This is a genomic window from Microbulbifer thermotolerans (assembly GCF_001617625.1).
GTDB classification, from domain to species: domain Bacteria; phylum Pseudomonadota; class Gammaproteobacteria; order Pseudomonadales; family Cellvibrionaceae; genus Microbulbifer; species Microbulbifer thermotolerans.
Map to the genome: position 1 here is coordinate 1166958 of NZ_CP014864.1, position 14724 is coordinate 1181681.

The 14724-nt window shown below is 61.5% G+C and carries 13 protein-coding genes and 1 tRNA gene; 6 read left to right on the forward strand and 8 right to left on the reverse strand.

Annotation, left to right across the window (positions count from 1 at the left end):
• Nucleotides 1–170: 170 nt before the first annotated feature.
• The 4 genes from A3224_RS04860 to A3224_RS04875 form a co-directional block, all read right to left on the reverse strand.
• Nucleotides 171–245: transfer RNA gene (locus A3224_RS04860), tRNA-Gln, on the reverse strand.
• Nucleotides 246–259: 14 nt separating this feature from the next.
• Nucleotides 260–1132, reverse strand: a complete 873-nt coding sequence (gene ispE, locus A3224_RS04865) for a 4-(cytidine 5'-diphospho)-2-C-methyl-D-erythritol kinase (protein ID WP_067152149.1) — start codon at nucleotides 1130–1132, stop codon at nucleotides 260–262.
• A gap of 68 nt (nucleotides 1133–1200) precedes the next feature.
• Nucleotides 1201–1803: a lipoprotein insertase outer membrane protein LolB gene (lolB, locus tag A3224_RS04870; RefSeq protein WP_231902465.1), complete on the reverse strand. Its 603-nt coding sequence runs from the start codon at nucleotides 1801–1803 to the stop codon at nucleotides 1201–1203.
• 55 nt (nucleotides 1804–1858) lie between these two features.
• A complete protein-coding gene (locus A3224_RS04875; RefSeq protein WP_231902466.1) occupies nucleotides 1859–3643 on the reverse strand; it encodes a tetratricopeptide repeat protein in 1785 nt (594 codons plus the stop codon).
• A 220-nt stretch (nucleotides 3644–3863) separates the two neighbouring features.
• On the opposite strand from A3224_RS04875, the gene hemA reads away from it, so the two are divergent.
• The 4 genes from hemA to A3224_RS04895 all read left to right on the forward strand — a co-directional run bounded on the left by hemA (nucleotide 3864) and on the right by A3224_RS04895 (nucleotide 8241).
• Nucleotides 3864–5141, forward strand: coding sequence for a glutamyl-tRNA reductase (gene hemA, locus A3224_RS04880; RefSeq protein WP_067152153.1), 1278 nt, complete (start codon nucleotides 3864–3866; stop codon nucleotides 5139–5141).
• On the forward strand, nucleotides 5138–6220 hold the full coding sequence (gene prfA, locus A3224_RS04885; protein WP_067152154.1) for a peptide chain release factor 1: 1083 nt from the start codon (nucleotides 5138–5140) through the stop codon (nucleotides 6218–6220). Before hemA ends, prfA begins: the two co-directional genes overlap by 4 nt.
• A 21-nt stretch (nucleotides 6221–6241) precedes the next feature.
• On the forward strand, nucleotides 6242–7069 hold the full coding sequence (gene prmC, locus A3224_RS04890; protein WP_067152156.1) for a peptide chain release factor N(5)-glutamine methyltransferase: 828 nt from the start codon (nucleotides 6242–6244) through the stop codon (nucleotides 7067–7069).
• A 305-nt stretch (nucleotides 7070–7374) separates the two neighbouring features.
• The gene (locus A3224_RS04895) at nucleotides 7375–8241 is read left to right on the forward strand and encodes a cation diffusion facilitator family transporter (protein WP_067152158.1); all 867 of its coding nucleotides are present in this window, start codon (nucleotides 7375–7377) and stop codon (nucleotides 8239–8241) included.
• A 34-nt stretch (nucleotides 8242–8275) separates the two neighbouring features.
• On the opposite strand, the gene A3224_RS04900 is transcribed toward A3224_RS04895, so the two are convergent.
• Together A3224_RS04900 and A3224_RS04905 are read right to left on the reverse strand one after the other, a co-directional pair.
• The gene (locus tag A3224_RS04900; RefSeq protein ID WP_067152160.1) at nucleotides 8276–9748 is read right to left on the reverse strand and encodes a succinylglutamate desuccinylase/aspartoacylase family protein; all 1473 of its coding nucleotides are present in this window, start codon (nucleotides 9746–9748) and stop codon (nucleotides 8276–8278) included.
• A gap of 67 nt (nucleotides 9749–9815) precedes the next feature.
• Nucleotides 9816–11210 (reverse strand): MATE family efflux transporter, encoded by a 1395-nt coding sequence (locus A3224_RS04905; RefSeq protein WP_067152162.1) that lies wholly within the window; start codon nucleotides 11208–11210, stop codon nucleotides 9816–9818.
• Nucleotides 11211–11278: 68 nt separating this feature from the next.
• Between A3224_RS04905 and A3224_RS04910 the strand changes: the two genes are divergently transcribed.
• On the forward strand, nucleotides 11279–11914 hold the full coding sequence (locus tag A3224_RS04910) for an HvfX family Cu-binding RiPP maturation protein (protein ID WP_067152163.1): 636 nt from the start codon (nucleotides 11279–11281) through the stop codon (nucleotides 11912–11914).
• A gap of 195 nt (nucleotides 11915–12109) precedes the next feature.
• Nucleotides 12110–13477, forward strand: coding sequence for an ATP-dependent RNA helicase RhlB (gene rhlB, locus A3224_RS04915; RefSeq protein ID WP_407939276.1), 1368 nt, complete (start codon nucleotides 12110–12112; stop codon nucleotides 13475–13477).
• Between the two features lie 83 nt (nucleotides 13478–13560).
• Here rhlB and cysZ read toward each other — a convergent pair whose 3' ends face one another.
• A complete protein-coding gene (gene cysZ, locus A3224_RS04920) occupies nucleotides 13561–14376 on the reverse strand; it encodes a sulfate transporter CysZ (RefSeq protein ID WP_067152167.1) in 816 nt (271 codons plus the stop codon).
• 13 nt (nucleotides 14377–14389) lie between these two features.
• Nucleotides 14390–14689 (reverse strand): PA4642 family protein, encoded by a 300-nt coding sequence (locus A3224_RS04925; RefSeq protein ID WP_067152171.1) that lies wholly within the window; start codon nucleotides 14687–14689, stop codon nucleotides 14390–14392.
• Nucleotides 14690–14724: the final 35 nt, after the last annotated feature.

Below are 14724 nucleotides of genomic sequence, written 5' to 3' on the forward strand. Positions count from 1 at the left end.
GGTTCAGCGTTCATCGCGATCGCGGGTCGCTCCCACAGGGAATTCGTCAGTTGGGGAATGGCCGGGACTCGGAGGGAGCTCAGTCTTTTGGACTCGCAGCCTCAGTGGCTTGCGGCTCGAACCGGTTGCGCCCGGCGGCTTCATTCGGGCATCGCTCCGCCCGAAAAAAATGGCTGGGGCGGTAGGATTCGAACCTACGCATGACGGGATCAAAACCCGCTGCCTTACCGCTTGGCTACGCCCCAGTGTATTTTGCGTCTCAAGTGGTGGACGCTATCTTCGCGAGTTGCCGGTGGGTGGGAGACACCTGTACGCCGCTGGCGACAAAGCCGCTCCATTTTCCCGGTAGCTCGGCGAACACTTCTGTCGCCGACTGTTTGGACTCAAACACCCCGAATACGCAGGCGCCGGTGCCGGTCAGTTGCACTTTGGCGAACTGCTGCAACCATTCTCTGGCCTCCCGCACTTGCGGGTAGAGTGTTTCGACCAGTGCCTGGCAGTCGTTGCCGGAGTGCCGCTCCAGCCACTGGCTGTTCAGGTCCCCCTCACGAAGGTGCGCTAATTTAATGGCGGGCGAATCTCTTGTCAAACGCGGGTCACTGAAAATCGCGGCGGTGCTCACCTGACAGTCCGGCATCAATACCAGATAGTGGCGGGTTTCGGTGGTCGCCGGGGTCAGTATTTCACCTATGCCTTCCGCCCAGGCGGTACGCCCTCGCACGAACACGGGCACGTCAGCACCCAGTTGCCGGCCCAGCGTCGCCAGTTGCTCGAGCGTCAGCCCGCAGTCCCACAGATGATTGAGACCCAGTAGCGCTGTGGCTGCGTCGGAGCTGCCGCCGCCGATACCGCCGCCCTGGGGCAAATTTTTCTGCAGGCGGATATGTGCGCCTTTGTCGCAACCAGTTGCCTGCTGCAACAGCTGCGCGGCACGGAAAATTAAATTGTCCTGTAGGGGAATATCCAGGCCGTCGCATTCGACACTGACCGCTTTGTGATTGCGGCGTTCGAACTCGAGTACGTCGCCGAAGTCAAGGAGCTGAAAGAGTGTCTGTAGCTGGTGGTAGCCGTCCGCGCGGCGGCCGAGAATGCGCAGGAACAGGTTGAGTTTGGCGGGAGCGGGAAGCTGCATAATTTCTGATAAACGATGAATGATGAAAGCCGAATCATAACGCTATGACCGGCTTTCATCATTTCGTATCAGAACAGCCACTCCTTGATAATCAGCTTGACTGTCACCGGTCCGGCGGCGCCTTGTGTGGACGCATTGATGCGCGTCGGTAGTACATAGGCCCCGCGGTTCTGGTAGTCACTGAAGATCAGTTGCCAGCCGGCTTGTTGCAAACTTTGCAGTTGTCCCTGGGCATTGCGCTGCTGCTGACTGGCAGGGCCGGGTGCGGCGAGGCCGCGAACCCAGTAAAACATTTCGTTGACCGGCAGTGGCCAGCCCAGAGTTTGCGTTGTGAGCTCTTCCGCGTTGCGCGCTTCCATTGGGGGATCTCCGCCGCGCTGTAAACGGATACCGGCGGGGGAGCCGGTAATCACGGTACTGCCGGCGCCCAGCGGTCCGCTGAGGTGAATGCGGTAATCGCTCGCGGCCTGTTGTTGCCAGGTCAGGTTGGCGCTGCCGTTTTCATTGGGGGAGCGCACACCCAGCTTGCCTTTGATGGTCCAGTGCTGCAGTTGCGCCGCCGGGGAAGCGGCCGGGGCGGGTATTTGCGGCGGTTGCGGGCGCTGGCCGGCGCAGGCGCCGAGCAGTAGTGCGGTCAGGATCAGGACCAGTTGTGCGGAGGCTCCGCTCACCGCGCGCGCAACGCACTTTCCGTGTTTCGAACTCCGGCGTTCCGGGTTCGTCTGTTCAGGATTCCGATGCATGTTGTTCCAAAGACTCGTTGATTTGCAGGCGTTTCATTGCCGCCGGGATGATCTTGCTCTGCGGGTTGATTTGCAGTCCCTGTTGCCAGATTTCCATGGCCCGTTCGCGGTTGCCTTGCACCCAGAGTACTTCGCCGAGGTGGGCGGCAATTTCGTGATTGGGCATTTTCTCCATAGCGTCTTGTAAGTATTTCACTGCTTCGCTGTGGTTGCCGAGACGGTACTGTATCCAGCCCATGCTGTCGATGATGGATGCATCGTCCGGGCGCAGCTCTAGCGCCTTGCTGATCAGGGCGAGCGCTTCATCCAGGCGGTCTTCATCTTCAGACAGCTTGTATCCCAGTGCATTGAGCACAGTGGCGTTGTCTGGGTCGCGCTCCAGTAGCTGCCGCATGCCCCGCTCAAAGGCAGTGACATTGCCCAGTTGTTCGTTGAGTAGTGCCTGGACATAGAGCAGTCGGCCGCTGTCGCTGTGTTTTTCCAGTGCGCGGTCGGCGAGTTTCAGTGCTTGCTGGTACTCCTCGTGTTTGCTGAGCAGCTGGACTTCCATCAGGTAAAAGTGTTCCGACTGATCCGGGTGGCGCCGGCGTAATTCCGTGAACCAGTCGCGGTTGTGTTGTAGCTCGCCCGCACTGGCGAGCAGGCGAGTGCCTCGGGAGATGGCTTCGACATAGTCGTTGCCGGGCTGTACTTGGCGGTAGTGAGTGATGGCTGTGGAGGCGTCGTTTTTATCTTCGGCAATACTGCCGAGATAGAAGTGCGCGGCGGATTCATGCTGTCTCAACACCAGCAGGCGTTCAAACAGCGGTTTGGCCGCGTCCAGGTCGCCGGTCTCGTAGCGAATCAGCGCCAGGGATAGGATCATATTGCCGTCATTCGGGTGCAGCTTGACTAGCTCCGCAAACTGCTCTTTGGCCAGGGATAGGTCTTCGCGGATCAGTAATCGCGCGTACTGCAGACGCAGGCGGCTCTCCCGCGGATAGATGCTCACCAGTTTTTCCAGCAGCTGGACGGCCTCTGTACGTTCGCCTTGGTCGACAAGCAGATGCGTCTCCAACAGCAGGGCGTCCAGCAAATCAGGGTCCTGTTCCTGAACTTGTCGAACGATCGCCAGCGCCTGAGGGTATTGCTCTGTGGCCCGCAGCATCATTGCATGGGCCAGGGCGGCCTCGTTGTTGTCGGGGTATTGCTGTGCCATGCGCCGAAATTCCGGCAGTAACTTTTCTGCAATGGTGCGATTGTTGACGGCGGTGGCAGCCAGGGATTGCAGTGGTGCGTCGCCGCCCAGAGCCAGCGCCTTTTCCGCGTGTGTCAGGGCGGTGTCCAGTTCTCCCGCCAGGGTCAGTTCCGCGGTGGCGGCCAGCTGGGCCTCGGCGTTTTCCGGCTCCAGTTCCGCCCACAACTGCGCCGACCGCAGCGCCATGCGGCGCGCGTTCAGAAACCGCGCTATGCGGGTTGCGCGGGCGGCCACTCCGGGGTCCCGTGTCTGTGCCGCCTGCCGGTAGTAGTTCAGCAATGCGACGTCGTAGTGTTCGCGATTGCCGGCCACTTCGGCTACGAGCAGGGTATAGAACGTATCAATAGGGAAGGGGCGCGCGGCGATTTCCCCTCCGCCGGAGACCGCCATTCGGGATTGTGGCGTCTCTTTGGGGTCGGGGGCCGCTCCCTGCTGGGTACAGGCAGGGAGCAGGTACAGGATCACCGCAAGCAATGAAGCCGGCAGACGGAAAAACTGCATGAGGGGAATCGGGTGAGCTGCTGGAAGCATAGGGGCGAATCCGTGCGTTGGCGCCGCGTGGCAGCCGGCGTGGTTTATGCGTTGACCGCCGTATAATTCTAGCCGCGATTCGCGTATTGGGGCGTTCGGGGCCCGCCTTTCTTAGAGTATCTTACTGCCCGGCGACCGCCCATCGCTTGCAAGTGGCCCTGTCCCCCGGGAAAATGCGCTCCCGACGCCGTACCTCCAGATTTAACACCGACAGATATCTATGCCAATCCTCGTTCTGGGAATCAATCACGACAGCGCGCCAATCGAGGTGCGCGAGCGGGTGGCCTTCGCCCCCGAGCTGGTCCCCGGAGCGCTGGCGGCTGCGCGCAAGGCGCTGGATTGCAAGGAGCTGGCGATACTTTCCACCTGTAACCGGACAGAGATATACGGCCAGCTCGAGCCCGGTCGGTTGCTGGAGTGGCTGGCCGATTACCACCAGGTTGACCTACAGCAGCTGGAGAAATCCTGCTACTGCTACACGGGCGAATCCGCTGTGCGGCATATGATGCGGGTGGCCTGCGGTTTGGACTCACTGGTGCTCGGGGAGCCGCAGATTCTCGGCCAAATCAAGTCCGCCTACGCAGTGGCGCGCGATAGCGGCAGTGTGGGCAGCCTGCTCCACAGCACTTTCCAGCAAGTGTTTGCGGTGGCGAAAAAAGTGCGGACCGAGACCGCCATCGGCGAAAACCCGGTGTCCGTGGCCTATGCCGCTGTTTCTTTGGCCTCGCGTATCTTTACGGATTTGAGCCAGCAGAAAGCGCTGTTGATCGGCGCTGGTGAGACTATTGAGCTGGTGGCGCGCCACCTCTTGGAGCAGGGCGTCAATCAACTGATCGTCGCCAACCGCACCCTGAGCCGGGCGCAACAGTTGGCGGATAATCTCGATGCCGAGGCGATATTGCTGGCGGATATTCCGCAGCACCTGCCGCGGGCGGATATTGTGATCAGCTCCACCGCCAGCCAGTTGCCAATTCTCGGCAAGGGCGCGGTGGAAACGGCCCTGAAGAAGCGCCGCCATCGGCCGGTATTTATGGTGGATATCGCCGTGCCGCGGGACATCGAACCCCAGGTGGGTCAGCTGGATGATGTTTACCTCTACACAGTGGATGATCTGCGCGGTGTAATCGATGAAGGTAAACGCTCGCGGGAAAAGGCTGCAGAGGCTGCGCACACTATTGTTGACTCGGCCGCGGCCGAATTTATGCGTCAGTACCGCGCCCTGGGCGCGGTGGACAGCATCCGCAGTTATCGCCGCCGCGCCCAGGAGATTGGCAGTGCGGAGCTGGAGCGGGCGCTGGCACAGCTGGAAAAGGGCGGAGACCCGCGGCGGCTTCTGGAGCAACTGACCCGTTCCCTGACCAACAAACTGATTCACGCTCCCACAGTCAGCCTCAAACGCGCCACTGCCGAGGGCGATCTGGAGCGGCTGCGTGTCGTGCGGGAGGTAATCGGCCTGGACCCCTCGCCCAATGCCGAATTAGAGAAGAAAGACGGATGAAAGACTCGCTGTTAACCAAACTCGATCATCTGGTGGAACGCCACGAGGAGGTCTCCGCGCTGCTTGGTGACGCCGGTGTAATTTCCGACCAAGAGCAGTTTCGCGACCTGTCCCGGGAATACGCCGAACTGGAAGATGTGGTCAAGTGCTACCGCCGCTACAAGCAACTGCAGGAGGATATGGCGGCGGCGCGGGAAATGCTGCAGGAAAATGATCCAGAGATGCGGGCGATGGCCGAGGAGGAGTTGCGGGACGCCGAGGTGCAGCTGGAGCCGCTGGAGAGGGAGTTGCAGACGCTGTTACTGCCCAAAGACCCCAATGACCGCAAGAATGTCTTCCTGGAGATCCGCGCCGGTACAGGCGGCGATGAGGCCGCCATTTTCTCTGGCGATCTATTCCGCATGTATTCCCGCTATGCCGAGCGCCAGGGGTGGAGAATCGAAATAATCAGTGAAAATCCCGGCGAACACGGTGGTTACAAGGAGATTATTACCCGCGTGATCGGCGAGGGCGTCTACGGCAAACTGAAATTTGAGTCCGGGGCGCACCGGGTGCAGCGGGTGCCGGAGACGGAATCCCAGGGCCGCATTCACACCTCCGCCTGTACCGTGGCGGTGATGCCGGAGCCGGATGAGCGGGATGTGATCGAGATCAACAAGGCGGATTTGCGCGTGGATACCTTCCGCGCTTCCGGCGCTGGCGGCCAGCATGTGAACAAGACTGATTCGGCCGTGCGTCTCACCCACATCCCCACTGGTATTGTGGTGGAGTGTCAGGACGAGCGCTCCCAGCACAAGAATCGCGCCAAGGCCATGGCGCTGCTGCAGGCCAAGCTTTCCAGCGAGCAGGAGGCCGCGGCGGCCAAGGAAATCTCCGATGCGCGCCGGGATCTGGTGGGCAGTGGCGACCGGTCCGAGCGTATTCGCACCTACAACTTTCCCCAGGGGCGCGTCACCGATCACCGCATCGGTCTGACACTGTACAAGCTCGACGAGATCATGCAGGGGGCACTCGAAGAGGTCATCGAGCCGTTGCGCACCGAGTACCAGGCGGATCAATTGGCTGCGCTCGGCCAGTGACGGGCCGGGTGCAGATTTGCAATGAGTACGGTGAAAGAAACGCTGTCCCGCTGTAGAGAATTGGCGGACAGCGACAGCGCCCGCCTGGATACAGAGGTGCTCCTCGGCTATGTGCTCGGCCGCCCGCGCACCTGGCTTTACACCTGGCCGGAATATCAGCTCACGCCGAGCGAGCAGAGACAGTTCGAGCGCCTGTTCGAGCGGCGTAAAAAAGGCGAACCGGTCGCATACCTGACGGGAGAGCGGGAGTTTTGGTCGCTGTCGCTGAAAGTCAACGCTTCCACTTTAATCCCGCGCCCGGAAACCGAGCTGCTGGTGGAAATCGCTCTGCAGCTGTGTCCGCAAACGCAATTGCGGGCTCTGGATTTGGGCACCGGCAGCGGCGCCATCGCCCTGGCGCTGGCCGCGGAAAAACCGGGATGGACGATTGTTGCCGCGGAGAAATCCGCCGATGCGCTGGCGCTCGCGCAAGAAAATCGCAAGGCACTTGGTTTTGGCAATGTGGAGCTGGTGCAGAGCGATTGGTTTGCCGAGATTCCGCAGCGGGAATTTGACCTGATTGTCAGCAACCCGCCCTATATCGATGCCGCCGACCCGCACTTGTCGGAAGGCGACGTCCGTTTTGAGCCGCGCTCCGCTCTGGTGGCGGAGGGCGAAGGACTGGCGGATATCGCGGCGATAGCGCGGCACAGTGGCGAATACCTCGAGCCCGGAGGCTGGCTGATGGTGGAGCACGGCTGGCAGCAGGCGGCGGCGGTGCGCGAACTGTTTGCCGATGCGGGCTTGCACGGGGTAGAGAGTCGCAAAGATTATTCCGGTTGGGAGCGCGTGACGCTGGGGCGGAAGTAATATCCGAAGCTGCTCCCTGCCATTGGGCGCCGCTTCACCGGTTGCCGTGGCTGGGACTTTTTATCGCAAAGGAACCTCTGATTAATTCGCGTGAACACTATGGTGGCTTCCGGGGGGCAGGCAATAGGACGGATATTTCTAAAACGCACGAGTATTTCCCTGTAGCTCCGTCGGTTACATCCCTGTATCCGACGGTTTCGAAATGTCCGTCCTATCGCCTGAGCTTCATATCCGCCCCTGAGAACTTCTGCCACCAGAAAGTGATTTAATCAGAGGTTCCCTAAAAAAACTGGAGGGGAGCACCCGTGCACGACCATGTCCATCATCGCCGCGGCAGTGGCCATTTGCGCCCGCTGGTGTGGGGCTTGGTGATTACCTTTGTTTTTGCGCTGGTCGAAGCCGTTGGTGGCTGGCTGTCCGGCTCCCTGGCCCTGCTCGGCGATGCCGGGCATATGGCCACGGACTCGCTGTCGCTGGGCCTGGGTGCGGTGGCGGCGCTGCTGGCACAGCGGCCGGCGGATCGCGCTATGTCTTTTGGCTGGGGCCGGGCGGAGGTGCTGGCGGCCATCGTCAACGCGGTATTTATGATTCTGATTGTGATCGGCATCTGCGTTGCGGCTGTCGGCCGACTGCGTAATCCGCAGCCGGTGGCGGGCGGTACGGTAATGCTGATCGCCCTAATCGGTCTGGCGGTCAACCTGCTGGTTGCCTGGACTTTGCACCGCGGGGAACAGACGCTGAATATCCGCGGCGCCCTGCTGCATGTGATGGGGGATCTGCTCGGCTCAGTGGCGGCACTGATTTCCGGTGCGGTGATCTATTTCACCGGCTGGACACCAGTCGATCCGTTGCTGTCGCTGCTGATTTGCCTGTTGATTCTCTTCTCGAGCCTGCGTCTGCTGCGCGATGCGGTGGATGTGCTGATGGAGCGGGTACCGCGCGAGCTGAGCCTGCCGGTGGTAAGCGACACCATGGTGGATGTGGACGGGGTGCGCTCGGTGCACGATCTGCATATCTGGCGTCTGGATTCCAGCACCATCTCACTGTCTGCACATATCGTTGTCGATGATCTGCGGGCTTGGCCGGCGGTGTTGGAGCGGTTGCGGGAGACGCTGATTGTGCGTTTTGACATAGAGCACATCACGCTGCAACCGGAGCCGATCCACCCTTGACCTGACTTCACGCGGGGCCCCTATGCGGCGGCCCCTAATCATCGTCGCTTTCTTCTGCGGGAGGCTGACTCTCTGTGTCTGTAGCCGGTGTCGCTGCCTCGTGCGGCGCTCCGACTTCCCCAGAGCCTGCCGACTCCTCCACAGCCTGCTCGCTGTCTGCGGTGACTTCTTCCGGTGGACTGATCTGCTCCTCCGGCGCCTGTATCCCGATGTGGTAGGCGGCAAAGCCCGGCTGCACCACTTGGTTCATGGCCATGCCGAGAATGCGGCCGTTGTACTCGGAGCGGATTTCCGTGCGCACATTGGTGATCGGGTTGGTGACGGTGCCGAGCAGGTCGCCTTTGCGCACGAACTGCCCCAGTTGCACTTCGCTAAAGATAATCCCCCCAGTGGTGGCCCGCTGCCATGTGGAGTTGTAGTAGACCGGCTCCGGATCGCCCCAGAGGCGGAACTTGGCCACCATGCCCAGCTGGTTCAGCAGGGTGCGGATGCCCTTGACGCTGTGACTGACCGAGCGCTCGTCCAGCACCATGGGCGCGCCCGCTTCCAGGGTTACCGCGGGGATACCCGCCTCCACGGCGGCGCGGCGCAATGTGCCCTTGGCGCCGGTGCTGTGCAATACCACTGTGGAGCCAAAGCCCTTGGTCAGCTTGACCACCTTGGGGTTTTGTAAGTCGCCGCGCAGCTGTGGCAGGTTGGTGCGGTAAAAGGAGCCGGTGTGCAAATCGACCACGGCGTTGCAGTGGCTGATAACCTCGTGAAAAAACGAGTAGGCGATGCGCGAGGCCGAAGAGCCGTTGGGGTCGCCGGGGAAATGCCGGTTCAGGTCGCGGCGGTCGGTCAGATAGCGGGAACCGCGGTGGAAGCCCTGCAAATTGACGATGGGCACGCCGATCACCGCGCCGCTCATTGTATTCGCGTCCAGGTTGTACATCACCCGTCGCACCGTCTCTATGCCGTTCAGCTCGTCACCGTGCACGGCTGCGGTCAGGCACAGAGTGGGGCCCGGCTTGGCGCCTTTGACTACCAGTACCGGTGTCGGGCTGTAGACGCCTTCAAAATGCTGCGAGGGGGACCAGGCGAGGCGGGTGGCGGTAGCCGGCGGCACCTCGGCGCCAAGCAGGCGCAGTGGCCGGTTCTGCTCCTCTGGAGCGGGGGGTGAATCCGGTTGCGGTGCCGCGCGCTTTTCTCCGCTCGCGGTGCTGCTCTCCGGCGGTTGGGGTGTTTCCTCAGCCGCTGTTGGCACTTCCAGCTCTTCGATGGGCTGATCCAGTTGCAGGTTCTCCGCCTGGGGTAGCGGGGCTTCGTCGGGCTGTTGCGCCAGGGGCTCGGCTTCCTCCCCCTGTCCCTCCGCGCGCGGCTGGTCTGCCTGCAACTCCTCCGCTTGAGATGGCGCGGTGGTCTGGTTTTCCTCTGTCTCGGTGAAGCTGTAGCCCTGCGCGGATACGAGCATCAGGGTCAGGGAAAGGGCGCGATACGCTGAGCGCAACGGCGGGCGCAATGACATGTAATAACTCCGATAAAACCTGGTCGGTAATGGCAGGGTGCCACCCGATGCCCGACTTGGAGCGCGATTATAGCGAATGTGTTCCCGCCGAAGAGTGATCTACTCGCGCTCGGTTTTGTCGTATCAGCTTGCCGCTACTGTGCCACAGGCGGAGCCCGAGCAGAATCGAAGCCGTGCCCAGGCCCACGCAGATGCCCGTCCAGTAGCCGTAAACCCCCCAGAGATTCTCTCCCAGCCAGTAGGCGGCAGTGAGGCCCACCAGCCAATAGGAAAAGAGTTGCACATACATGGGGACACGGGTATCGCGGTAGCCGCGCAGCGCGCCCCAGGCCATGGCCTGGGCTACGTCCACCAGTTGGAAGGCCGCGCACAGCAGCAGCAGATTGGCGGCCACGGCAATGATGTCCTCATTGCTCGTATAGGCGAGCACAAACAGATAGCGCAGGGAAATCAGCAGTGCACCGGTGGCCAGGGCGTACACCAAGCCGCAACCTACCCCCACGACACTGGCGAAACGGGCCCGTCGCGGGCGCCCCTGGCCCAAGAGCTGGGCGACGCGGATGGACAGTGCTTGGGCCAGAGCCAGCGCCACCAGGTAGAAGATGGAGCCAATATTCAGGCTGATTTGGTGCGCGGCAACGATGGTGGCGCCGTAGGAGGCCAGAAGAACGGTCAGACTGGCGAAGAAGGTTACTTCGCTGGCGGCGCCGATACAGATAGGCAACCCCACCGCCAGCAGGTGGCGCTGAGTCGGCCAGTGGGGGCGGGTTGGCAAAGTGCTGAGCTTGAGCCCCCGGTATACCGGATCGCTGCCCGCGTGCCAGAAGAGAGCGCCGGCGATGGCCCAGCTCACCAGAGCCGTCGCCCATCCGCAGCCGGCACCGCCCATGGCGGGAATGGGGCCAGCGCCGAAGACGAAGAGCATGTCCAGCGGAATATTCAGCAGTGCGGCGGCCAGGTAGATGCGCATAACCGGGCGTACCTGGCCCATGCCCTCGCAGTAGCCGCGGGCGGCCGTGCCCAATGCAAAAGGCAGAGTGCCGGTGGCGAGTGCCAGCAGATATTGCTGCATGACGTGTCGCACGGGTTCTTCCGTGTCTATCCACTGGCTCCACACTGGCACTGCCAGCAGTGCGCCCACGATGATGAGGCCGCCGATCATGGCGATCCACAGCGCTTGCTGGAATTGCCGCGCGCAGCCCGCTTCATCCCGGCTGCCGCGCAGGTGTGCCACGATTGGCGATACCGCTGCCAGAAGGCCCAGTAATGTCACAGCGCACACTGCCCAGATGCTCGATCCCAGGGCCAGTCCGGCCAGATCCACCTCGCCGGCGCGACCAGCGACTATGGTGTCTGTTACACCCATACTCACCACGGCCAGGTTGCTCACCACCAGAGGGCCGCCGAGGGTGGTCAGGTGTTGGAGTTCAGTGGCGGCGGCGCGCCGGTAGAATCTGGGCATAGGGGATGTGTAACAGCTGGGGAAGCGCGCCGAGCGACGGGGATCAACGCAAACAAAGAGGCGGAATTATGGCGGGCGTACCGGGCGTGTTCAATTGGCTATACGGAATTTTTTTGCGCTGTCTGCAGCGACTTGACTGGCTGGGCCCCCTTGTTTTGCGCATCTACCTGGCGCCGATCTTTATCCTGTCCGGCATGAATAAAGTCAGCCACATCGGTGATGTGGCTGCCTGGTTTGGCAACCCCGACTGGGGGTTGGGGTTGCCGGCACCAGTGCTGATGGCGTGGGTGGCGGCATTAACGGAGCTCATTGGCGGTATCGCGTTGCTCGCTGGGTTGGGGGTACGCCTGGTGGCGCTGCCCCTGTTGATCGTGATGGCGGTGGCCGCCGTCACCGCCCACTGGCAGTACGGTTGGTCCGCGCTGCCGGATAAGACACTGGTGATGCCGTGGGAGTGGCGACGGGATCTGATCGAAGCGGCGGCGGTGCGCAAGGAGAAGGCGGTGGCACTGTTGAAGGCCTATGGCGACTATGAGTGGTTAACGGCGGCGGGCAACTTCACTGTATTGAAAAACGGCATTGAATTTGCCGCCACCTATTTCATCATGCTGCTATCGCTGCTGTTTACTGGCGCGGGTCGCTACGCCAGCCTGGACTACTGGGTCAGCCGCCGCAGCGGCGGTAGAGAAAGCCGGGATCCATAAGTGGTATACTCGCCGATCAACGTACGCCCTTCGCGGCGTTCAAATTCGCATCCCGTGGATTTGTCACCATCTGAGCGAGTATTTCACTTGATAGGAAAGCTGTTTCGCCGATCCGCGTCACAAGACGAGGCTCAAAAACCGGAAAAAGCCCCCCGAGCCAAGCGCGACATGTCCGCCAAAGGGGCTGCGAGCGCTATGGACAAGTCCGCCAGCACGGACAAGAGCAGGCCCCGCCGCCGTGGCGGCAAGCGCGCCAAGAGCGGCGCCGGGCAGGGGCAGTCCTGGTCGCTGGACGATTTCAAAGTGCCGCAGCAGAAAGGCAAGGTGCGCTTCCACGATCTGGACCTGCCGTTGCCCTTGATGCACGCGATTCACGACCTGGGTTTTCAATATTGTTCGCCGATCCAGGGGCGCTCCCTGCCGCACACTCTCAATGGCCACGATCTTGTGGGCAAGGCGCAGACCGGTACCGGCAAGACGGCGGCCTTTCTGATCACCATTATCGACGATCTGCTCAAAAATCCCTTCGAGGGCGAGCGCTATGCCGGCGAGGCGCGGGCATTGATTATTGCGCCGACCCGCGAGCTGGTGATGCAGATTGCCGATGACGCCAAAGCGCTGTGCAAGTACACCGACTTGGAGATCCACACCCTGGTCGGCGGCATGGATTATCAGAAGCAGCAGCGCCGGCTGCACGAGCGTTTTGTGGATATTCTCGTCGCAACACCGGGGCGCTTGCTGGATTTTGCGGGCAACCGCGACTGTTACCTGGATCAGGTGGAAATACTGGTAATCGATGAGGCGGACCGCATGCTGGATATGGGGTTTATCCCCCAGGTGCGCCGCATAGTGCGCCAGACGCCGCGCAAGACCCACCGCCAGACTATGTTCTTTTCCGCCACTTTCACGCCGGAAGTGGACGCCCTGGTGGATCAGTGGACGGAAGATCCGGTAGTGGTGGAGATCCAGCCGGAGCGGGTGGCCACGGACACAGTGGAGCAGCGCGTCTACCTGGTCGCCAGCGAGGAAAAATATCCCCTCCTTTACAACATTCTGCAGAGCGACGAAGTGGACAGCCTGATTGTCTTCGCCAACCGCCGCGATCAGTGCCGCTGTCTGCACGAACACTTGATTGCCCACGGTATTTCCGCGGGACTCTTGTCCGGCGAGATCGCACAGAACAAGCGGGTGCGTACTCTGGAGGACTTCAAGTCCGGCAAGACCAAAGTACTGGTGGCCACAGACGTGGCCGGGCGCGGAATTCATATCGACGGTATCAGCCACGTGGTCAATTTCACCCTGCCGGAAGAACCGGAGGATTATGTCCACCGCATCGGCCGCACCGGCCGCGCCGGAAAAACCGGTACATCCATCAGCTTTGCCTGTGAAGACGACGCCATGCGCCTGGAGCCGATCGAGCAGTTGCTGGGCCAGAAGCTTAAATGTGAGGTGCCACCGGAAGCGCTGCTCGCCGCGCCGCCGGAGGTCGAGGTGCAGCGCAGAAGTGGTGATCGGGACGGCCGCGGCGGGCGCCGCGCCGGGCGGAGCCGCCCGCGGCGCTGATCCGATACCGCTGTGTCGGTTGGCGGCTGGGAATAATGCCGCTTTTGGAGGCTGCCGGGAAAGCCCGCTGTCTCCCCCGGTGATTAGTTCGCGCCGGGATCCCCTTCCTGCCGCAGGCGCTCTATCCACAGCGCCGTGCCGCCGGCCACAGCCGCCGGCATCACAAAAATATTTAGTACGGGTACCATCTTTGCCAGCATCACTGCGCCGCCGAAACTCAGGGTGGTGAGCTTGCGCCGCATCAACACGCGCTTCAGTTCGTCGAAGGGGCGCTGGTGGTTGTCGAGGGGGTAGTCCACGTATTGAATCGCCATGCACCAGGCGCCCCAGAGTGCGCCCAGCACCGCCGGCACGAAGACAGTCCAACTGGTGAAAAGCGCGATTAGCATGATCACCAGGCCCCAGCCGATAAAGTAGCGCAGCTTGCGCAGTTCGCGCCCCAGGGTTCGCAATATCATCCTGCCTAGAGGCTCTGGTGGCGGTCCTTTGCCGGTGAGTATTTCCTCAACTTTTTCCGCCAGAAAGCCGTTGAAAGGCGCTGCGATGATGTTGGTGATAATGCCGAACAGGTAGCCGTAGACGAAAAGGAAGAGCAGCAATACCGCCAGCGCGATAATCCAGGCCAGCCATTCGAACACATTGGCAGCCCAGGCGGCGCCCTTCGCCATAATCGATTCCCACCAAGACATGTTTTCAGTGTTCACTGGAGTGTGGGAAAGCAGGCTGGTGAGGTAATCCGTGAGACCGCTCAGCTGGGAGAGCATCACTGCACTGATGATGACAAACAGCACCAGGTTGATGGCCAGCGGGACGATAACGAAGGGGCGCAGTTCGCGCCGGGTCAGCAGGCGGGCGCCGCGCATCAGGGCGTCGACGCCGTGTACCGGGTTGGATGTCATGTCTTGTGCCCGGTCAGCTTTTTGCGCCGGCGGCTTTCAGAATGGCCGCGTACTCGGCGCTCTGGCGGTGTTCTTCAATGCGGGCCAGCAGAGATCTGCCATCCGGTCCGGGGCAGTTCAGGTCCAGGTCCCGGTCCTGGAACATACGCACGAAGGTTGCGAAATTTTCCGCCTTCATGCCCCGGTAGGCGCGGTCGAGTAGGTAGTAGTCGCGATTGATGCCTTCCGGTGCTTCACCAACCAGAAATCCGGCGATGCGCTCATCGTCAAACACTTCGCCGATGACTTTTTGCTTGTCTTTTCTCAGGCTCACAGACGCTTCCTTAAGGTAATTGCTAAGTAGGGGCC

What these genes read in the sequence shown, in the direction of transcription:
- ispE (WP_067152149.1), bottom strand. Translation starts at nt 1,132, where the DNA reads ATGCAGCTTCCCGCTCCCGCCAAACTCAACCTGTTCCTGCGCATTCTC.
- A3224_RS04875 (WP_231902466.1), bottom strand. Translation starts at nt 3,643, where the DNA reads ATGCTTCCAGCAGCTCACCCGATTCCCCTCATGCAGTTTTTCCGTCTG.
- hemA (WP_067152153.1), top strand. Translation starts at nt 3,864, where the DNA reads ATGCCAATCCTCGTTCTGGGAATCAATCACGACAGCGCGCCAATCGAG.
- prfA (WP_067152154.1), top strand. Translation starts at nt 5,138, where the DNA reads ATGAAAGACTCGCTGTTAACCAAACTCGATCATCTGGTGGAACGCCAC.
- prmC (WP_067152156.1), top strand. Translation starts at nt 6,242, where the DNA reads ATGAGTACGGTGAAAGAAACGCTGTCCCGCTGTAGAGAATTGGCGGAC.
- A3224_RS04900 (WP_067152160.1), bottom strand. Translation starts at nt 9,748, where the DNA reads ATGTCATTGCGCCCGCCGTTGCGCTCAGCGTATCGCGCCCTTTCCCTG.
- A3224_RS04905 (WP_067152162.1), bottom strand. Translation starts at nt 11,210, where the DNA reads ATGCCCAGATTCTACCGGCGCGCCGCCGCCACTGAACTCCAACACCTG.
- A3224_RS04910 (WP_067152163.1), top strand. Translation starts at nt 11,279, where the DNA reads ATGGCGGGCGTACCGGGCGTGTTCAATTGGCTATACGGAATTTTTTTG.
- rhlB (WP_407939276.1), top strand. Translation starts at nt 12,110, where the DNA reads ATGGACAAGTCCGCCAGCACGGACAAGAGCAGGCCCCGCCGCCGTGGC.
- cysZ (WP_067152167.1), bottom strand. Translation starts at nt 14,376, where the DNA reads ATGACATCCAACCCGGTACACGGCGTCGACGCCCTGATGCGCGGCGCC.